Source organism: Streptomyces sp. NPDC103540, assembly GCF_055584445.1.
The window spans coordinates 43,318-62,896 of sequence record NZ_JBVJMA010000017.1 but is presented as its reverse complement, the minus strand read 5'-3'; the positions used below and the strand labels follow the sequence as shown (position 1 = coordinate 62,896).

General features: G+C 75.4%; 12 protein-coding genes. 4 read left to right on the top strand and 8 right to left on the bottom strand.

Features of this window, described 5'->3' with window-relative positions:
- Positions 1–81: 81 nt before the first annotated feature.
- A complete protein-coding gene (locus ACZ6ZI_RS32595) occupies positions 82–1,170 on the bottom strand; it encodes a serine hydrolase domain-containing protein (protein ID WP_469526957.1) in 1,089 nt (362 codons plus the stop codon).
- Positions 1,171–1,365: 195 nt separating this feature from the next.
- Between ACZ6ZI_RS32595 and ACZ6ZI_RS32590 the strand changes: the two genes are divergently transcribed.
- Positions 1,366–2,334, top strand: a complete 969-nt coding sequence (locus ACZ6ZI_RS32590) for a GbsR/MarR family transcriptional regulator (RefSeq protein ID WP_469526955.1) — start codon at positions 1,366–1,368, stop codon at positions 2,332–2,334.
- Here the strand turns inward: ACZ6ZI_RS32590 and ACZ6ZI_RS32585 are convergent.
- Complete coding sequence (locus tag ACZ6ZI_RS32585; RefSeq protein ID WP_469526953.1) at positions 2,331–2,924, bottom strand: MBL fold metallo-hydrolase; 594 nt, start codon at positions 2,922–2,924, stop codon at positions 2,331–2,333. The genes ACZ6ZI_RS32590 and ACZ6ZI_RS32585 overlap by 4 nt on opposite strands.
- 88 nt (positions 2,925–3,012) lie before the next feature.
- Positions 3,013–3,660: a maleylpyruvate isomerase family mycothiol-dependent enzyme gene (locus ACZ6ZI_RS32580; RefSeq protein WP_469526951.1), complete on the bottom strand. Its 648-nt coding sequence runs from the start codon at positions 3,658–3,660 to the stop codon at positions 3,013–3,015.
- Positions 3,661–3,775: 115 nt separating this feature from the next.
- Here ACZ6ZI_RS32580 and ACZ6ZI_RS32575 point away from each other — a divergent pair, with 115 nt between their 5' ends.
- Together ACZ6ZI_RS32575 and ACZ6ZI_RS32570 are read left to right on the top strand one after the other, a co-directional pair.
- Positions 3,776–4,516, top strand: a complete 741-nt coding sequence (locus ACZ6ZI_RS32575) for a YqjF family protein (protein WP_469526950.1) — start codon at positions 3,776–3,778, stop codon at positions 4,514–4,516.
- Between the two features lie 107 nt (positions 4,517–4,623).
- Positions 4,624–4,842 carry a hypothetical protein gene (locus tag ACZ6ZI_RS32570; protein WP_363063548.1) on the top strand — a complete coding sequence of 73 codons (219 nt, stop codon included), beginning with the start codon at positions 4,624–4,626 and terminating at the stop codon, positions 4,840–4,842.
- Between the two features lie 6 nt (positions 4,843–4,848).
- Here the strand turns inward: ACZ6ZI_RS32570 and ACZ6ZI_RS32565 are convergent, their stop codons facing one another.
- The gene (locus tag ACZ6ZI_RS32565; RefSeq protein ID WP_469526948.1) at positions 4,849–5,445 is read right to left on the bottom strand and encodes a TetR/AcrR family transcriptional regulator; all 597 of its coding nucleotides are present in this window, start codon (positions 5,443–5,445) and stop codon (positions 4,849–4,851) included.
- A gap of 138 nt (positions 5,446–5,583) precedes the next feature.
- Between ACZ6ZI_RS32565 and ACZ6ZI_RS32560 the strand changes: the two genes are divergently transcribed.
- The gene (locus tag ACZ6ZI_RS32560) at positions 5,584–7,038 is read left to right on the top strand and encodes an amidase (protein WP_469526945.1); all 1,455 of its coding nucleotides are present in this window, start codon (positions 5,584–5,586) and stop codon (positions 7,036–7,038) included.
- Positions 7,039–7,073: 35 nt separating this feature from the next.
- Here ACZ6ZI_RS32560 and ACZ6ZI_RS32555 read toward each other — a convergent pair whose 3' ends face one another.
- The 4 genes from ACZ6ZI_RS32555 to ACZ6ZI_RS32540 form a co-directional block, all read right to left on the bottom strand.
- On the bottom strand, positions 7,074–7,382 hold the full coding sequence (locus ACZ6ZI_RS32555) for a hypothetical protein (protein WP_469526942.1): 309 nt from the start codon (positions 7,380–7,382) through the stop codon (positions 7,074–7,076).
- Between the two features lie 217 nt (positions 7,383–7,599).
- On the bottom strand, positions 7,600–8,025 hold the full coding sequence (locus ACZ6ZI_RS32550; RefSeq protein WP_363063541.1) for a subtilase-type protease inhibitor: 426 nt from the start codon (positions 8,023–8,025) through the stop codon (positions 7,600–7,602).
- Positions 8,026–8,497: 472 nt separating this feature from the next.
- Complete coding sequence (locus ACZ6ZI_RS32545; RefSeq protein ID WP_469526941.1) at positions 8,498–9,265, bottom strand: thioesterase II family protein; 768 nt, start codon at positions 9,263–9,265, stop codon at positions 8,498–8,500.
- Between the two features lie 81 nt (positions 9,266–9,346).
- The gene (locus ACZ6ZI_RS32540; RefSeq protein ID WP_469526939.1) at positions 9,347–19,570 is read right to left on the bottom strand and encodes a type I polyketide synthase; all 10,224 of its coding nucleotides are present in this window, start codon (positions 19,568–19,570) and stop codon (positions 9,347–9,349) included.
- Positions 19,571–19,579 lie beyond the last annotated feature (9 nt).

The window sequence follows — 19,579 nt, the reverse complement described above, 5'->3', positions numbered from 1 at the left end:
CCCGCAGACCGCCCCGATGGGCGCGGGCCGGGCGCAGCGGCGGTGGCGCCACCGCCGGCCACCGGTGCACCGGAGGCTCGCTCAAGGCCGGCCGAACTCGGCCTCCAGGAGGTCGGTGAAGATGCCGACGGGGTCTTCCCAAGGTCCTGTCGCCCAGTCGGCGTTGACGTTCACCGCGAGCAGGTGCGTGCCCTCGCGCGTGCCGTAGACGTACGACCAGGAGCCGAACAGTGCGCCGCCCATGCCCCAGAGGGCGGTGCCGGAGGGCAGGATCAGGCGGGAGACTCCGAGACCGTAGGCGGCGCCCGGAAGCCAGTCCACCGTCGGGACGGTGGTGAACATCTCGCGCTGTAGCTCCGGCGGGAGGAGGCGCCCCGCGAGCAGTGCCGCGAGGAACCGGTCGAGGTCGGAGACGGTGGAGATCATCCCGCCCGCCGCCCAGTAGGGACTGGTCTCCAGTTCCGTGACGTCGTGGACCGTGGCGTCCGGGTCGGGTGAGAACAGTCTGGTGTAGTGGCTCGCGTGGGGCTCGGGCAGCAGCGGGTCGGCGCCGAGCAGCAGGGAGGTTCCCGTCAGGCCGAGCGGGCGGGCGAGACGGTCGGTGATCTCCTCGGCGAGCGTCCGGCCGGTCACCCGCTCGACGATCATCCCGGCGAGCACGTAGTTGGTGTTGGAGTACGCCCAGCCCGTCCCCGCCGGGAAGTCGGCCGGATGCGACACGGCGATCTCCACGAGTTCCGCGGGCGTGTAGCTTTCCCGCCTGCTCAGTGCCGGCTGGTCACCGGTGTGGCTGAACACTCCGCTCGTGTGATCGAGGAGCTGTCGGACGGTGATCGTGCCGCCGTCGTGACCGTTGCCGGTGACCACGCCCGGCAGCCATCGCTCCACCGTGTCCTCCAGGGCCAGTCGGCCTTCGCCCACCAGTTGCAGGATCACGGTGGCGGTGAAGGTCTTGGTGATGCTGCCGATCCGGAACCGGTCCTCGTGCCCACGCGCCCGCCGGGTCCGGGTGTCGCCGACCCCCGCCGTACCGAACCACTGCCCGCCGCCGTCACGGACGTGAACGAGGATTCCCGGCACTCCCCCTTCCCCCACCGCCCGGTCGAGCACGCGGCGGACGGCGTCGCGGCTTCCTCGGGTGACGTGCGCCGCCGACGTGGTCTCCTCCATGTGAACCCCCCGGGATCAGGTTTTCGCGATACCTGAAAGCTACGCCGCACAGCCCTCCGCGGAACCGGCGCGAGCCCTGGAACCGGCGGGAATCGGGGAGGTCCCCGGATCTTGTAGCGTTGCCGGTGACGGCTAACGCAACGCACCGGCCCCGGCCACGTCGAGCCGGCTCGCGGGACCCGAGCGGGGGCGGAGATGGGCGGCGGGAGACTCACCGCGAAGGAGCGCGGGGACATCGAGGCGGGACTGGCCGAGGACTTGCCGTACGCCGCGATCGCCCGGCGACTGGGGCGGCCGACCTCGACCGTCAGCAGGGAGGTCGCCCGCCACGGTGGCCCGGGCGGCTACCGCGCGGAACACGCCGACCGGGCCAGTTCCTGGCGGCGGCGCAACCGGCCGCCACGGCCGGCGGCGCCACCGGCCGCCGACGCCGACGCCGAGGCCGTGCACGGGCGGGACCCCGACGCCGTCCGCGCCTTCACGGACGCCTTCGCGACCCTGATGACCGCGGCCGGGTTGCCCCGCACGGCCGCCAGGGTGCTGGCCTGCCTGGTCACCACCCCCTCCGGCGCGCGGACCGCCGCGGAACTCGCCGGGCGTCTGGGGGTCAGCCCGGCCTCGGTGTCCAAGGCCGTGGGATACCTCGAAGGGCTCGACGTCCTCACCCGCGCCCACGAGCCCGGCCGTCGCCGCGCACACCACGTCATCGACGACGAGGTCTGGCTCCGCCTCTGGTCGGCGAGCGCCCGGAAGAACGCCGCCTGGGCCGACACCGCCCGAGCGGGCGCCGATCTGTTCGGCCCCGGCAACGCGGCGGGCGCACGACTCGAGGCGATGCGGCGGTTCTTCGCCGGAGTCCACCGGGACATGACCGACCCCTCGGCAGGCACCGCCCTCGACGACGCGATGACCGTGCTCACCGCCCTCCTCCACGCGGCCCGGCCCCTCGCCGGCGGCGAACTCGCCACCGCACTCGGCTGGCCACCGGCACGCGTCGCCACCGCCGTGGAAGCCGCCGAGCACCACCCGGAGGCCTGCGGACCACTCGTCCTTCGGCGCACCCCGGCCGGCGCGCACCTGGTCACGGCCCGGCAGGACCGGCTCACTCCGGCCCAGCGCAGGGCTCTCGCCCGGCGCTCCGACGATCCGAAAGACACGGCCTAGCGGGGGGCGGTGTCGTCGGCCGGGAAGGCGGGGCCGTGGCCCGGGACGATGGTGTCGGCGGTGGCCAGGACCCGCAGTCGGGAGTTCCGCAGGACGTCGTGGTCGGGGGCCACCGGGTCGTCGACGGGGCCGTTGGGGCGCCACCAGAGGTCGCCGACGAAGGCGGTGACGCCGTCCTCGGTGCCGACGAGCAGGGTGATGTCCTCGGCGCTGTGGCCGGGGGTGCGGATGAGCTTGAGGGAGGGGGTGAGTTCGTGGCCCTCCGCGTCGCGGTCGGTCCACTGGTCGTCGCGGTAGACGGCCTTGTGGTCGTGGACGCGGGCCCGGCCGAAGAGACCGACGTTCATGGTGTTGTCGGGGTGGTGGTGGCTGAGGATCACGTCGGTGATGTCGTCGGGTCCCAGCCCCAGTTCGGCCAGGGGGCCCAGGATCCGGTCGCGACCGGCGACCATGCCCGGGTCGACGATCACGTGGTGCTCGCCGTCGGTGACGTAGGAGACCGTGGCGGCGACGCCGGGTCCGGTGGAGAGGGTGTAGCCGGTGGTCAGGATCGTGTACTGGGCGCTGCGGCCGAGCGGTGCGTCTGTCATGCCCTGAAGACTGCCGGCGCGGCCGGGGGCGTACGAGTGGCCGTGCTGCCACCGATCGCGGGATTCGTGCCAACCTCGCCGGCGGGGGTCAGGTGCCCGCCGCCAGCACCTCGACGCCCGGCCCGGAGAGGTCCGCCAGGGCCGCCCGGCGGCCCGAGACGGCCAGCAGGAGGGAGAGCGCGGGGCCCGTCACCGCCGGCCCGTCCCCGATCGCAAGGTCGGTATCGGCGCCGGTGCCTGTGCCGGTGTCCGTGGCCGTGAGGCGGACCCGCGCGACCAGCTCCTTGGCCCCGCCGAAGGAGGCGGGGGTGCGCGTCTGGAGCCGCAGCGCCCTGACGACGGCGTCCGGCGGGTAGCGGCGGGTCAGACCGAGGGGCCTGCGGATGTCCTCCCCGTGGACGATCTCCTCGACGAGGCGGCTGTCGAGGGGTGCCGGGGGCGTCGACGTCCGCCCCGCGACCCGCCGCAGGCGTTCGAGGGTCTCCCCCGGGCCGTTCCCGCGTTGGCGTGCCACGCCGCGCGCGTTCTGCCGGTCGAAGTCGAAGCCGGCCCGGGCCAGCCCGACGACGAATCCGAGGCGGGTGGTCCGGGCCGTGTCGACCAGGTGGGCGGCGACGTCGTGGACGGTCCACCCCTCGCACAGCGACGGCGTCCTCCACTGCTCTTCGTCGAGGCGGGCCAGATCTTCGATCAGGGCCGCACGTTCCGCGTGCACCACGCGCCAGACGTCTTCCATCACGGCCTCCCTTCGTCGTGCCCAGTGTCGCCCCCCGCACCGACGTTCCGGGCGGGCTCCGCACCGGCGTGGCGGACGGGCGGACGCGGCCGGGGCCGTCTGGCATCCTGGCGCCGTGCAGCCTCCCGTGCCCGTGACGCCCGACGCGCCCGCCCGCATAGGCGCCCCGCTCCTGACGCAGGAGTGGCTCGACCTGACCTTCGTCCACTGGGCCGTCGACCCGGCCGTCGTGGCCCCGCTCCTGCCGGCCGGCACCGTGCCCGACACCCACGACGGGGTCACCTACGTCGGTCTGGTGGCCTTCCGCATGCACCGGGTCGGGTGGCTGCGCCTGCCCGGCGTGCCCTACCTCGGTTCGTTCCCCGAGACCAACGTGCGGCTGTACTCGGTCGACGCCCACGGGCGGCGCGGCGTCGTGTTCCGCTCGATGGACGCCTCCCGGCTGTTGCCCGTCGTGATGGGGCGCGCCTGTTTCCGGCTGCCGTACGTCTGGTCGCGGATGAGCGTGCGCTCGCACGGCGACACGGTCCGCTACGTGAGTTCCCGCCGCGGGCCAGGCCCGCGCGGGGCCCACAGCCGCATCACCGTGGTCAGGGGTGCGCGGATCGAGGAACCCACCGAGCTGGAGCACTTCCTCACCGCACGCTGGGGCATGCACAACGCCTTACTCGGCAGGGCGGCGTACCTCCCCAACGACCATCCGCGCTGGCCCCTGTACCGCGCCGAGCTGCTCACGTGCGAGGAGGACCTGATCGCCGCCGCCGGTCTGCCGGCCCCGCAGGGGGCGCCGGTCAGCGTCCTGTACTCGCCCGGTGTCCCGGTCCGCCTGGGGCGCCCCTCGTCCGCGGGTCGCTGAACCCGGCGGGGGGCGGTCTGCTCGAACTCCCGGGCGACGGGACCGTTTTCGTGTCGTGGGCCGGGGTACCCGCGTGGGACACGACCACGAACGTGGAGGCGACACTTATGCGCGGCATCGGCGGTTGCATCGCCCTGATCGTGGTGGGGGCCATCCTCACCTTCGCGAGCGACTGGAAGATGGAGAGCGTCAACCTCGACCTGGTCGGTCTCATCATGATGGCGGCCGGCTCCGTCGGCCTCGGGGTGTACGCGAGCGTCCTCAAGCGCCGTCGCACCGCGGGGGTCCTGCCCGTGGTGGACGGCCGCGACCGCGACGGCATCTGAGACTGCCTAGCGTTCCCAGAGCCCGGCCAGGTGGGCGTCGAGCACGTCGTGCGCCGCCCCGGGAGTCAGGTGGCCGATGAGGACGTGCGCGGTGAGGCCGTCGGCGAGGGCGAGGAGGGTGCGGGCCTCACGGCGCGCGTCGAGGGGCGCGCCGTCGGCCCGGCCCTCGCCGGCTTCCGCGACGAGGCGGGTGAACGCCTCTTCCAGGGAGGCGTAGTCGGCCCGCAGCGTGGCGGCGAGCGGCTCGCTGACGGCCGCCTGCGCGACGAAGGCGAGCCAGACCCGGGCCTCGGCGCGGTGTTCCTCGCGCAGGAGGGCGACCTCGGTCGCCGCGTGGCCCAGGGCGGTGCCGGCGGAGCGGTCCCGGCCGCCGCCGACGCGGGCCCGGGCGCGTTCGGTGATCCGCTCGCCGATGTGCCCGAGCGCGAAGACGAGCATCTCCTCCTTGGTGCGGAAGCACCGTTGCACGGCGCCCATCGACACCTGTGCGCGGGCGGCGACGTCGCGGAGGGTCACGCCCTCCAGCCCGCGCTCGTCGGCGAGTCGGCAGACGGCCTCGGCGATGAGGCGGCGTCTCCTCTCGTGGTCCACCAGCCTGGGCACGCCCGTCGTCTCCTCCCTCGCGGCGTCGCGCCGCACGGCGCATTTTATCCGATGCGCTCGCATCGATTCCAGCGGTACGGTACCGATGCAAGCGCATCGATACGTGTCCTTGCGCGAACGAACGACGACTGACGAGCGATGAGTGAGGAATCCGTGCAGGACGCCCTGTGGAAGATGTCGGCCGCCGCCCAGGCGGAGGCCGTACGCGGCGGAGAGGTCTCGGCCGTCGAACTGGTCGACAGCCACCTGGCCCGGATCGGCGAGGTGAACCCGCTGGTCAACGCGGTCACGCAGCTCATGGCGGAGCGCGCCCGCGCGGAGGCGGAGCGCACGGACCGACGGCGGGCCGCCGGCGGGGCGTTGGGGCCGCTCGCGGGCGTGCCCTTCACGGTGAAGGAGTCCACCCCCGTCGAGGGGGTGGCGACCACGTTCGGCACGCCGCGCTTCCGCGACCTGGTGGCGCGGGCCGACGCGCCCCCGGTGGCGCGGCTGCGCGCCGCCGGCGGGATCCCCGTGGGGCACACCAACGTCCCCACCCTGATCCTGGCGGGGATGCACACGCGCAGCGAACTGTTCGGCGACACCCTCAACCCGTGGGACGCGGGCCGGACCCCCGGCGGCTCCAGTGGTGGTGACGCGGTGGCCGTGGCCACGGGCATGGCCCCGCTCGGGCTCGGCAACGACTCCGGCGGGTCGGTGCGGATCCCGGCCCAGTTCTGCGGCGTGGCCGGGCTGAAGCCGACCACCGGCCGTTTCCCCGCCGACCACCGCGTCCTCGGTCCGGACGACCCGGGCCCGGCCTCGCAGATGCTGGTCACGGACGGCCCGTTGGCACGGAGCGTGGGCGACCTCCGGCTGGCGTACGAGGTGCTGGCGGGCACCGATCCGCGGGACCCCCGGGCGGTGCCGGTGCCCCCGTACGGCGAGCCGCTCGGCGGGCGGATCAAGGTCGCGGTCGTGACGGACCCGGGCGGGCACGGCGTCCACCCCTCGGTCCGCGCGGCCGTGGCGGCGGCGGCCGACGCGCTGGGCGACGCCGGGTACGACGTGCGCGAGGTGGCGGACGTACCGCGGCTGGACGAGGCCCTCGACGCCTACGGCCGGATCACCGTGACGGAGTTCGCCCCGTCCTGGCCGGCGGTGCGGACGCTGCTCGGCGAGGGCGGGGACCGCTACATCGCGATGGCGATGGAGAAGACCCCGCCCGCGACCGCCGCCGAGCTCGTGTCACTGATGGGCACCTGGTTGAACATCCGGCGCTCGTGGGCCGGGTTCCTGGACGAGTACCCGCTGCTGCTGGGTCCGGTGTTCACCGAGCCGCCGGTGGAGCCCGGGCTGGAGTCGCGCGACCGGGCGGGCCGGGACCGGGTGGCGTCGGGCATGCGGCTGTGCACCGTGACGAGTTTCGTGGGCGTCCCCGCCGTGGCGGTGCCGACCGGGCCGGCCGACGGACTCCCCTGCGGGGTGCAGGTGGTCGGGCGGGCCTTCCGGGAGGACCTGTGCCTGGACGCCGCCCAGGCCATCGAGGACCGGCTCGGGGTCCTCACGCCCGTCGACCCGCGCGCGGGGACCGCCGGCGGTAGCGGGGCGTGAGGGTCCGCCCCGGGGCCTCGGGCCCCGGGGCGCGGTCAGCCGATGGTCCGCTGCTCGTGGACGTCGCAGTCGGTGTAGACGGGCGGCCGGGTCATCAGCGTCGACAGGTGGCGGGCGAGTTCGCCCGTCTCGGGGGCGTCGCTGTTGGCCATGGCGCTCTCGTGGGAGTCGAACTCGACCACGGCGAGGTAGCGGTTCGGGTTGGCCCGGTCGTTCAGGAGGGTGCGGGCCACGGGGGCGCCGGTGCGGCCCTGGGCGCGGACCCGTTCCTCGTACGCGCGCAGGGCGTCGCGTACCTCGTCGATGCGTTCGGTCTCGAAGTCGATGATCTGTGCGAACCTCATGGTTCCGCTTCCTCCTCGCGCCGGACGGCCCCGCGGGCGGTGACCCGCGGGTGGGGACCCGCGCGGTCAGCAAACACCGCGGCGCTCTTCCCCTTCGGCTCACACGCCGGCGGGAGCGGGGATTCCACGGGTTCGGAGGACCTACGGGGGGACGAGGAGGCGGACGGAACGGCTGTCACGCGGTGCCGCGGTGCGCGGCGCGTGAGAGCGGGGGGTGTCAGAAGGCGTAGACGGCGTTGCCGTTCAGGGTCGCGGACATCGCGCACGCGTTGGAGAAGGTGTGCTTCCACGAGACGTGGCTGCCGCGCCAGACGCCGTCGGCGGTGACCGTGACGGGGTCGTAGTGCATCGGGCAGGCCCGGTCCGGGTTCGGCTCGGCCAGCAGGCGGTTGAACTCGCCGCCGGTGGCGTTGAGCGCGTCGCACGCGGCCCGGGGGGCGGGGTGCGTACCGGTGGCGGTGTAGGCGCAGCTGAGGACGGTGGCCCGCAGGACCGTGCCCGTGGCGGCGTCGTCGCCCTGGGTGACGGCGAACACCATGGCGGAGGGGGCGTACAGGCTCGCGGGAGCGGCTTCCGCCACGCCCGTGGCGCCGGCGAAGCAGAGGAGAGCGGCGGCGGAGACGGTGGCTAAGCGGTGACGCACGGGAAGACCCACTTTCGATTCGAAGGTTCCTTCCGGCGCTGCGGCTTCTTTGCAGCGCCGAACCGAGGTTGAGCCTGCCAGGTACGAAGGTTCACCGCACATCGGCGGTCGATTTACGGACACCCCGTTCGGATATCGGAGATCCGGAGGGCGTTCGCCCAGCTCCCGGCGCGTACCGGCAGGTCCGCGCCCCCCGGGAGGCGGGCGCGACCGCCGCCGCCACGTCGACTCCCGCACCCGCCGCCCAGGTGGCGGCCCCCTCCCGTTCACCGGACGGCTTCCCAGGGTGACCGGATCAATGCGGTGCGTACCCTTCGACACCGGGCCCTGCCGACGGACGGTGGGCTTGCGGTCGTGGGTCGGCGTCGCGGGCTCCTCGCCCCGTTCGACGCCGACCTCACCGCGGCGCGGGCCGGCGTACGGTGATCACCGCAGGTCTCGGCCGGTCGGCTCACGGCTCACGGCTCACGGCTCAGCCGTCGACCGCCGTGCGGAGCCGGTCGACCATCGTACGGATGACGGCGGCCTGTTCCCGGGCCAGGTAGAAGTGCCCTCCGGTGAAGACGCGCAGGTCGAACGGGCCCGTGGTGTGCTCGGCCCAGGCCGCCGCCTCGGGGACGGTGACCTTCGGGTCGTCGTCGCCGACCATCGCGACCAGGGGGCAGGTCAGGGGCTCCGCCGGTGCGGGGGCGTAGGTCTCCGCCGCCCGGTAGTCGGCCCGGATGGCCGGGAGGATCATCCGGAGCAGCTCCTCGTCGCCGAGCAGTTGCGTGTCGGTGCCGCTGAGGCTCTTGACCTCCTCGACGATGCCGCGGTCGTCCCGCAGGTGGACGGTCTCGCGCCGGTGGGCCGAGGGGGCCCGTCGGCCGGAGGCGAACAGGGCCGCCGGCGCGTCGCCCCGCTCCCGCTCGAAGCGGCGGGCGACCTCGAAGGCGACGGAGGCGCCCATGCTGTGGCCGAAGAGGGCGAGCGGCCGGTCCGCCCAGGGCAGCAGTGCCGTGAAGACCCCGTCGGCGAGCTCCTCGACGGTGTCGACGAGCGGCTCGGAGCGGCGGTCCTGGCGGCCCGGGTACTGGACGCACAGCACGTCGACGAAGTCCGGCACGGCCCGCGCGACGGGAGCGTAGAAGCTCGCGGAGCCGCCCGCGTGCGGCAGGCACACCAGCCGGACGGCGCTGTCCGGGCGCGGTCGGAAGCGGCGGATCCACAGGGTGTCTTCGGTGGTGGTGGAGGGGTTCACGGGGCTGACCGTTGCCTTTCGGAGGAGGGGGAGGAAGGACGGAGGGGAGGCTCGGGAGCAGGGGTCGGGGATGGGCAGGGGTCAGGGGAGCTTGAGGATCCACTCGTCGACGGCGGTCGCCGTGGTGTGCGCGTGGCGCTCCATCAGCGTGTAGTGGTTTCCGGGGACTTCGACGACCGTCCCGGCGTGCTCGGGGGCCGGCGGCCGGTCGTCGGCGCCCTCCTCGCCGCCCGTCATGGGGTCGTCCGCGCGGACGACCAGGGTGGGGGCCCCGACCTCCGGTGCGTCCCAGTCCTCGAACAGGGACAGGTAGCCGCCCATCGCGGTGAGCTGGGTGCCGGGCGCGGAGACGAAGTCGAAGCGCTCCGCCTGCTCGCGCACCACCGCGGCCTGGAACCGGTCGGCCATGCCCTGCCCGCGGCTGAAGCTGTCGAGCATCACGACGCCCTCGACGGGACGGCCCAGTTCCTCCAGCCGGCGGGCCACCGCGTGCGCCACCCAGCCACCCGAGGAGTAGCCGACGAGCACCACCGGTTCCCCGCCCGCGCACGCCTCGACGGCCGCGACGTGCACCGCCACGAGCGCCTCGACGTCGCGCGGCAGTGCCTCGCCCGGGGCGAAACCCGGCTCGGGCAGGCCCCAGACGGTGCGCCGGCCGCCGAACGCGGCGGCGAACCGGGCGTACTGGTGCACCCCGGAGGGGGCCATGTACGGGCCGAAGCAGACCAGGTGGGGGCCTTCGGCGGGCTCGCCGTGGGCCAGCCGGACCGGGACGGTCCGGTGTCCGGCGGCCGACGTCGCGTCGAAGTCCGGGCGCAGTCGGGCGACGGCCCTGACCATCTCGATGGCCTCGGCGAGGCGGCCCTGTTCGCCGGCCGTCCGGTAGAGGTCGACGATGAGCCCGTCCTCCCGGCCCTCCGCGCCGCCGCCGGCGTCGCCCGCGCCGGGGGCGCCGGCGGTCGAGGGCCGCCCGAGGAGACCGACGATCCGGGCGGTGACGGCGGCGGGGGTGGCCTCGTCGAAGACCAGGGTGGTGGGCAGCCGGAGGCCGGTGGCCCGACCGAGCCGCTTGGCCAGGCGGACGGCGGTCAGCGAGTCGAAGCCCAGCTCCAGGAAGACGTGGTCCTCGCGCACCGCGTCCGGGGACGGGTGCCCGAGCACGGCCGCGGCCTCGGCCCGTACGAACTCCAGCGTCGCGGAGGCGTGTTCGGCCTCCGGCAGCCCGGCGAGCCGGCGGACCAGGAGGGGTTCGCCGTCGGACGGGTCGTCCCGGCCGGCGTCCTCGGTCGCCCGCGGGCGGCGCACCTCGGGCAGGTCCCCGATCAGCGGGCTGGGCCGGGCCGCGGTGAAGGCGGGCGCGAAGCGGGTCCAGTCCACGTCGGCGACGACCACGTGGTGGTCGGCGCGGCCGACGGCGCGCCACAGGGCCCGCACGGCGAGGTCGGGGTCCATGGGGGCGAGGCCGCGCGGGCGCAGCCGTTCCTCGGCCGCCCGGTCGACCATGCCCCCGCCGGCCCAGGCGCCCCAGGCGACGGAGGTGGCGGCCAGGCCGCGGGCCCGACGGTCCTCGGCGAGGGCGTCCGCGAAGGCGTTGGCCGCCGCGTACCCGGCCTGGGCGCCGCTGCCCCAGGCGGCGGCGCCGGAGGAGAACAGCACGAAGGCGTCGAGTGCGCGGTCGGCGAGCAGTTCGTCCAGGTGGGCGGCGCCCGCCGCCTTCGCCCCCATGAGGGCGGCGAAGTCGGCGACGGTGGTGTCCGCGAGCAGGGCGGGAGTCCCGATGCCCGCCGCGTGCACGACGGCGGTCAGCGGCGGCAGGTCGGCGAGCGAGTCCAGGAGCGCGGCCACCTGCGTCCGGTCGGCCACGTCGCAGGCGGTGACGGTGACGGTGACGCCCGACGCCTCCAGTTCGGCGGCCAGTTCGCGGGCGCCCTCGGCTTCGGGGCCCCGACGGCCGGCGAGCACCAGGTGCTCGGCGCCGCCGGCGGCCAGCCGGCGGGCCACCAGGCCTCCGATGTGGCCGGTCCCGCCGGTCACCAGGACGGTGCCGCGCGGCTGCCAGCCGGGCCCGGAGGGTGCCTCGCCGGCGGGCGCGCGGAGCATCCTGCGGACGAGGTGGCCTTCGGCGCGGATCGCGATCTGGTCCTCGCCGCCCGCGCCGGACAGCGCCGCGACCAGCCGGCGTCCGGTCCGCCCGTCGGTGGCACGCACGTCGGCGGGCAGGTCCACGAGGCCGCCCCAGCGGTTCGGGTGCTCCAGGGCGGCGACCCGGCCGAGCGCCGCCACCGGGGCCTGGCGCACCGCGTGGAGGCGGTCGTCGGGCCCGGTGGAGACCGCGCCCCGCGTCACGCACCACAGGGGGGCGTCGATGCCCGCGTCGCCGAGCGCCTGGACGAGGAGCAGGGTCGTGGCGAGGCCGAGGGGGACGGCGGGGTGCCCGGGGTGCGCCGTCTCGTCGAGGGCGAGCAGCGACAGCACGCCGCTCGCGCCGCGTCCGGCCGCGCGCAGCAGGTCGGTGAGGGCCGGCCGGTCCTCGTCGCCCGCCAGGTCCAGGCGTACGATCCGCGCGCCGTGCGCGGCGAGGGAGTCCAGGGCGAGTTCGACCGCCGGGTCCTGCCGCCCGCACGGCGGGACGACGACCGTCCAGGTGCCGGTGAGGGCGGGGGGCGTCCGGTCGGGCACCGGCTTCCAGTCGATCCGGTAGCGCCAGGCGTCCGTCGCGGCCTCGTCGCGGCGGTCCCGGTGCCAGGCGTGCAGGGCCGGGAGCGCCGCGCGCAGCGTGGCGTCCTCGTCGAGGCGCAGCTCCTCGGTGAGGGCGGTCAGGTCCTCGCGTTCGACGGCGTCCCAGAACCCGGCGTCCGCGGCGGTCGCGGAGGACGCGGGCGCGTCCGCCGTGGTCGGGTCGGCGTTGTCGAGCCAGTACCGCTGCCGCTGGAAGGGGTAGGTGGGCAGTTCGGCGGGGCGCGGTTCGCCTCCGCCGAGGACCGTCCTCCAGTCGACGGGGACGCCGTGCGCGTGCGCCTCGCCGAGTGCGGTCAGGAAGCGGCGGGGGCCGCTCTCGGTGCGGGTCAGGGTGGACAGGACCGCGGTGGCGGCTCCGTCGGGGCGGGCGTCGTCGACGGTGTCCTGGAGCCCGTAGACGAGCACCGGGTGCGGGCTGATCTCGATGAAGACGCGGTGTCCGGCGGCCAGGAGGCCTCGGGTGGCGGACTCGAAGCGGACGGTTCCGCGCAGGTTGCGGTACCAGTAGGCGGCGTCGGGCGGGCCGTCGAGGGGTTCGCCGGTCACCGTCGAGTGGAACGGGACCTCGGGGGTGCTCGGCGTGAGCCCGGCCAGTTCCGCGGCGAGGTCCTCGCGCAGGGCCTCGACCTGGGCGCTGTGCGAGGCGAGGTCCACCCGGACGCGTTTGGCCCGCACTCCCTCGGCGGCGCAGGCTTCGAGGAGTTCGGCCAGCGCCTGCGGGTCGCCGGAGACGACCACGGTGCGCGGCCCGTTGACGGCGGCCACGCTCAGCCGGCCCTGCCAGCGGGTCAGCCGGGCGGTGGTCTCGGTCTCCGACGCAGCGACGGAGACCATTCCGCCGCGCCCCGAGAGGCGTACGAGGAGGGCGCTGCGGCGTGCCACGAGCCGGGCGCCGTCGGCCAGGGTGAGGGCCCCGGCGACCACGGCCGCCGCGATCTCGCCCTGGGAGTGGCCGACGACGGCCGCCGGGCGGACCCCGGCGGCGCGCCACAGTTCGGCGAGCGCCACCATCACCGCCCACAGCGCGGGTTGCACGACGTCCGGCGCCACGGGCGGCGGGGCGCCCTCGGCTCCGCGCAGGACGTCCTCCAGGGACCAGTCCACGTACGGGGCCAGGGCCCGGCCGCAGGCGGCGATCCGGTCGCGGAAGACGGGCGAGGTGTCGAGGAGTTCGACGGCCATGCCCGCCCACTGGGATCCCTGGCCGGGGAAGACGAACACGGGTCGGTGCGCGGTGGCGGCCGTCCCCCGGACCGCCGAGGCGTCGGCGTCGGCGGTCGCGAGGGCTTCGAGGGCGGCGGCCAGTTCGTCGCCGTCCTCGCCGACGACGACGGCGCGTTCCGCGAAGGGGGTGCGGGTGGTGGCGAGGGCGTACGCGACGTCGCGCGGGCGGGCGTGGCCGCGGCGCAGGAGCGCGGCGAGGCGTCCGGCCTGCGCCTCCAGGGCGGGGCCGGTCCGGGCCGACAGGAGCAGCGCGGTGGCCCGCGAGTCGAAGGGCCGCGGTGTCGGGGCGCCGCCGTCGGAGGCGTCGGAGGCGTCGGGGCCTCCGGCGTCGGGGGCGGTGTCGGGGCGCGGGGCCTCCTCGATGATCACGTGGGCGTTGGTGCCGCTCATCCCGAAGGACGACACCCCGGCCCGGCGGGGCCGGCGGCCGTCCGCCTCCCAGGCGACCGGCTCGGTGAGCAGCCGGACGGCGCCCGCGCTCCAGTCCACGTGCGGGGTCGGCTCGTCGGCGTGCAGGGTCCTGGGCAGCAGGCCGTGGCGCAGCGCCTGCACCATCTTGATGATGCCGCCCGCCCCGGCGGCGGCCTGCGTGTGCCCGATGTTGGACTTGAGGGAGCCCAGCCACAGCGGCCGGTCCCCCTCGCGTTCGCGCCCGTACGTCTCCAGCAGCGCGGACGCTTCGATGGGGTCGCCGAGTCGGGTGCCCGTACCGTGCCCCTCGACCGCGTCGACGTCGGCGGCGCTCAGCCCGGCGTCCGCGAGGGCCTGGCGGATGACGAGCCGCTGGGCCCGGCCGCTGGGCGCGGTGAGCCCGTTGGAGGCGCCGTCCTGGTTGACGGCGCTGCCGCGGACGAGCGCGAGGACGGGGTGCCCGTTGCGGCGGGCGTCGGACAGCCGCTCCAGCAGCAGCATGCCGACGCCCTCGCCCCAGCCGGTGCCGTCGGCGTCGGCGGAGTACGCCTTGCAGCGGCCGTCGGCGGCGAGCGCGCGCTGCCGGCTGAACTCGACGAAGGCCCCCGAGCCGGACATCACGGTGACGCCGCCCGCCAGGGCCATCCCGCACTCGCCCCGGCGCAGCGCCCCGGCCGCCATGTGCAGGGCGACCAGCGAGGAGGAGCAGGCCGTGTCCACGGTGACGGCCGGTCCTTCGAGGCCGAGGGTGTAGGCGACGCGCCCGGAGGCGACACTGGCGGCGTTTCCGGTGCCGAGGTAGCCCTCGACGTCGGCGGGGACGGCCAGGCCGCGCCGGACGTAGTCCTGGTATCCGGATCCGACGAACACGCCGGTGCTGCTGCCGCGCAGGGTCGCCGGGTCGATGCCGGCGCGTTCGAAGGCCTCCCACGAGGTCTCCAGCAGCAGTCGCTGCTGCGGGTCCATCGCGATCGCCTCGCGGGGCGAGATGCCGAAGAACGCGGCGTCGAAGTCGGCCAGGTCGTACAGGAACCCGCCGGCCCGTGCGTAGGTCGTGCCCGGGTGGTCGGGGTCCGGATGGTAGAGGGAGTCCAGGTCCCAGCCGCGGTCGTCGGGGAACGCGGACATCGCGTCCGTGCCCTCCTCGACCAGCCTCCACAGGTCGTCGGGCGAGTGGACGCCGCCCGGGTAGCGGCAGCTCATGGCGACGATCGCGATCGGTTCGTCGTCCGCGCCCGTGCGTCCCGCCGCGCGCGGGTCGCCCTCCGCGTCGTCGGTGCCGAGGAGTTCGACAAGCAGCCGGCCCGCCAGGTCGAGCGCGGACGGGTGGTCGAAGACCAGGGTCGTGGGCAGCGTCAGGCCGGTGGCCGTCGCCAGCCGGTTGCGCAGTTCGACGGCCGTGAGCGAGTCGAAGCCCAGGTCGCGGAAGGCCCGCCCGGGCTCGACGGCCTCTGGGCCCGGGTGCCCGAGCACGGCGGCGGCCTCGGCCCGTACGAGTTCCAGGAGCGTACGGTCGCGATCGGCCGGGTCCGCCGCGGCGAGGGTGCGGCGCAGGGCCGTGGCGGTGTCGGCGGCCCCCTCGGGGTGTGCGTCGCGGCCGGTGGCGTCCCGGACCTCGGGGAGGTCGCCGAGGAGCGGGCTGGGGCGGCCGACGGTGAAGGTCGGGGCGAACCGGGCCCAGTCCACGTCGGCGACGGTCACCGTGGTCGCGCCCCGGCCCACCGCCCGGTCCAGGGCGGCGACGGCGACGTCGGCGGCCAGCGGTTCCAGGCCGCGCCGGCGCAGGCCGTCGGCGATGCCGTGGCCGGCGGCCATGCCCGCGTCGGCCCACGGCCCCCAGGCGACGGCGGTGGCCGCCAGTCCGCGCGCCCGGCGGGCGGCGGCGAGCGCGTCGAGCTGGGCGTTGGCGGCGCTGTAGGCGGCCTGGCCGCCCGCGCCCCACACGCCGGCGATGGACGAGAACAGCACGAAGGCGTCGAGCGCCCCTCCCCCGTCGGCGTGCTCGCGCAGGAGCGCGTCGAGGTGGACGGCGCCCGCCGCCTTCGCGGCCAGGACGGCGTCGAAGGCGGCCGGATCGGTGTCGGCCAGCGCCGCCGGGGTGTCGACGCCCGCGGCGTGCACCACGGCGGTGAGCGGACCGTACGCGCCCGCCCCGCCCCGTGCGTCCGGTGCGTCAGGTGCGTCCGTCAGGTCCGCGAGCAGTCGGGCCACCGCGTCGCGGTCGGACACGTCGCAGGCGGTGACGGTCACGCGGGCACCCATCGCCTCCAGTTCGGCGGCCAGTTCCCCGGCGCCCTCGGCGGCGGGACCCCGGCGACCGGCCAGGACGAGGTGTTCGGCTCCGCGACGGGCGAGGAGCCGGGCGACGTGGGCGCCGAGCGCACCGGTGCCCCCGGTGATCAGTACGGTCCCCCGGGGCTCCCACCGGGCGTCGGACCGGGCCTCGCCGCCGGCCGTGCGCGCGAGGCGCCGGGCGAGGACGCCGTCCGCGCGCAGGGCGAGCTGGTCCTCCGGGCCGGAGCCGGCGAGGACGCCGACGAGCCGGGCCAACGCGCCGGTGTCGCAGTCCCGGGGCAGGTCGACGAGGCCGCCCCACCGCGCGGGGTGCTCCAGCGCGGCGACCCGACCCAGACCCCAGATCTGCGCCTGGGCGGGGGCGGGGGGCGGGTCGTCGTCGGCCGGCGTGGACACCGCGCCGCGGGTGGCGCACCACAGGGGTGCCCCGACGCCCGCGTCGCCGAGGGCCTGGATCAGGGTGAGGGTGCCCGCGGCGCCGGCGGCGAGGGCGGCCAGACCCGCGACCGGCCGTTCGTCCAGGGCGAGCAGCGAGACGACGGCGCGGGGGGCGGCTTCGGCCACGATCCCGCGCAGCCGGGCGGTCAGCGTCTCGCGGTCCGCGTCGGCGTCGACGGTCAGTGCGGTGGTGCGGGCGCCGAGGGCGGCGAGGGCGTCCGCGAGCCCCGCGGCGATGTGCCCGGCGTCGGGGTCCGCCCCTTCGGCGGGCACCACCAGCAGCCAGTGCCCTTCGGCGGCGTTGGCCTCCTGGGCGGGGACCCGCCGCCACGTGACGTCGTACGTGTGGTCCTCGGGCCCCGGCCGGCCGCGGCCGGTGGGTGCGGCGGCCCGGAGCCAGTACTCCTCGCGTTGGAAGGCGTAGGTGGGCAGGTCGACCCGGCGGGCGCCCCGGCCGGCGAACACGGCCTCCCAGTCGACGGGGGCGCCGTGGACGTGGAGGCGGGCGAGCGCGGTGGTGAGGGCGACCTCCTCGGGGCGGTCCGCGCGCAGGGCGGGGATCGCGGCCCGTCCGGTGTCGAGGACGCCTTGGGCGAGGGCGGTCAGGACGCCGTCGGGGCCGATCTCCAGGAAGGTCTCGACCCCTTCGCCGACGAGGTGGTCGACGGCGTCGGCGAAACGCACGGCCTCGCGGACGTGGCGCACCCAGTAGTCCGCCGAGGCGAACTCCTCGAACGGTACGGGGCGTCCGGTGAGCGTGGAGACGATCGGCAGCCGGGGGGCCGCGAAGGAGACGCCTTCCACGACGACCCGGAACGCGTCGAGCATGGGGTCCATGAGCGGGGAGTGGAAGGCGTGCGAGACGGCGAGCGGCTTCGTCTTGCGGCCCTCGGCCGCCAGCCGGTCGACGACGGCCGCGACCGCGTCCGCCTCACCCGAAACCACCACCGACGTCGGCCCGTTGACGGCCGCGATACCCGCCCGATCCTCGAAACCGGCCAGGAGGGCCCGTACCTCCGCCTCCGAGGCCTGGACGGCGACCATCACGCCGCCTTCCGGCAACCCCTGCATCAGGCGACCCCGCGCGGCCACCAGACGGGCCGCGTCCTCCAGCGACAACACCCCCGCCACATGCGCCGCCGCGAACTCACCCACCGAATGCCCGGCCAGGAAGTCCGGCCGCACCCCCCACGACTCGACGAGCCGGTACAACGCCACCTCGACGGCGAAGAGGGCCGGCTGCGCGAACGCGGTGCGGTTCAGCAACTCCTCGTCCTCACCGAACACCACCTCCTTCAGGGGCCGACCGAGCCGCCCGTCCAGCTCGACGCACACCTCGTCGAAGGCGGCGGCGAACACCGGGAAGGCGGCATACAACTCCCGCCCCATACCCAGCCGCTGACTGCCCTGCCCCGAGAACAGGAACGCGGTTCCGGCCTCGCGACCGCTCACCCCCTCGACCACCTGCGCGGCGGGTGTCCCCTGGGCCACCGCCCTTACGCCGGCGACGAGTTCGGGGAGTTCGGTGCCGATGACGGCGGCGCGGTGCTCCAACGTGGCGCGCGATCCGGCCAGGGAATGGGCGACGTCCAGGGGGCTGACGTCGTCCAGCCCCAGGACGTGCGTCAGCAGGCGCTCGGCCTGTTCGCGCAGGGCGGTGCCGTTGCGGCCCGAGAGGGTCCAGGCCACGGGCAGGGGTGCGGCGGCCGGGGCGGCCGGGGTCGGCCCGTCGGGTCGTTCCTCGGGGGCGGGGGCCGGCGGGGCCTCCTCGATGATCGTGTGCGCGTTGGTGCCGCTCACGCCGAACGAGGACACGGCGGCCCGGCGCAGGCGACCGTCGCCGGTCCACACCACGGGCTCGGTGAGGATGCGTACGGCGCCGGAGGACCAGTCGACGTGCGGGGTCGCCTCCTGCGCGTGCAGGGTCCGCGGCAACACCCCGTGCCGCATCGCCTCCACCATCTTGATCACACCACCCACGCCCGCAGCCGCCTGCGTGTGCCCGATGTTCGACTTCAACGACCCCAACCACAGGGGCCGATCAACCGGACGATCCTGCCCATAGGTCGCCAACAACGCCTGCGCCTCGATCGGATCACCGAGCCGCGTCCCCGTCCCGTGCGCCTCCACCACGTCCACATCCAGCGCCGACAGTCCCGCGTCCACCAACGCCCGCTCGATCACCCGCTCCTGAGCCGGACCGTTTGGCGCCGTCAGACCGTTCGACGCACCGTCCTGGTTCACCGCCGACCCCCGCACCACCGCCAACACCGGGTGGCCGAGACGCCGGGCGTCCGACAACCGCTCCACCAGCAACATCCCGACACCCTCACCCCACCCCGTGCCGTCGGCACCCGCCGCGAACGACTTGCAGCGGCCGTCGGCGGCCAGTCCCCGCTGCCGGCTGAACTCGGTGAACATGCCGGTGGCCGCCATGACGGCGGCGCCGCCGGCCAGGGCCATCGAGCATTCGCCCCGGCGCAGGGCCTGGACCGCCAGGTGCAGCGCCACGAGCGAGGAGGAACAGGCCGTGTCGACGGTCAGGGAGGGGCCTTCGAGGCCGAAGGTGTAGGAGAGCCGGCCGGAGGCGACGCTGGGGGCGGTGCCGGTGAGGAGGAACCCCTCCAGCTCCTCCCTGGTGTCGCCGCCGCCCGCGTAACCCTGGTAGGCGAGTCCGACGAACACTCCCGTTCGGGAGCCCTTGACGGAGGTGGGGGCGATGCCGGCGCGTTCGAAGGCCTCCCAGGCGACCTCCAGGAGCAGCCGCTGCTGCGGGTCTGTCGCCAGGGCCTCGCGGGGGGACATCCCGAAGAGGTCGGGATCGAAGCGGCCGGCTTCGTGCAGGAACCCGCCCTCACGGGTGTAGCACGTGCCGGGGACCTCGGGGTCGGGGTCGTAGAGCCCCTCCAGGTCCCAGCCGCGGTTGGTGGGGAAGCCCGTGACGGCGTCGGAGCCGCTCTCGACCAGCTTCCAGAGGGCTTCGGGGCTGTCCGCCCGCCCCGGGTAGCGGCAGCTCGTCGCCACGATGGCGATCGGCTCCTGGTCCTTCGCCTCGACCTCGTGCAGGCGGCGTCGGGTCTGCTTGAGGTCCGCCGTCACGCGCTTGAGGTAGTCCAGCAGCTTCTGTTCGTTCGTGCCGCTCGCGCCGGCGCTCTCGTTGCTCTCGTTCGCGCTGTCGTTCGCGTTGTCGTTCTGCATGTCTCTTTC

Excerpts from the sequence above, each read along its gene's own strand:
- ACZ6ZI_RS32540 (WP_469526939.1), bottom strand. The coding sequence starts at position 19,570 with ATGCAGAACGACAACGCGAACGACAGCGCGAACGAGAGCAACGAGAGC.
- ACZ6ZI_RS32580 (WP_469526951.1), bottom strand. The coding sequence starts at position 3,660 with ATGGAAGACGTCTGGCGCGTGGTGCACGCGGAACGTGCGGCCCTGATC.
- ACZ6ZI_RS32560 (WP_469526945.1), top strand. The coding sequence starts at position 5,584 with ATGAGTGAGGAATCCGTGCAGGACGCCCTGTGGAAGATGTCGGCCGCC.
- ACZ6ZI_RS32555 (WP_469526942.1), bottom strand. The coding sequence starts at position 7,382 with ATGAGGTTCGCACAGATCATCGACTTCGAGACCGAACGCATCGACGAG.
- ACZ6ZI_RS32570 (WP_363063548.1), top strand. The coding sequence starts at position 4,624 with ATGCGCGGCATCGGCGGTTGCATCGCCCTGATCGTGGTGGGGGCCATC.
- ACZ6ZI_RS32585 (WP_469526953.1), bottom strand. The coding sequence starts at position 2,924 with ATGACAGACGCACCGCTCGGCCGCAGCGCCCAGTACACGATCCTGACC.
- ACZ6ZI_RS32590 (WP_469526955.1), top strand. The coding sequence starts at position 1,366 with ATGGGCGGCGGGAGACTCACCGCGAAGGAGCGCGGGGACATCGAGGCG.
- ACZ6ZI_RS32595 (WP_469526957.1), bottom strand. The coding sequence starts at position 1,170 with ATGGAGGAGACCACGTCGGCGGCGCACGTCACCCGAGGAAGCCGCGAC.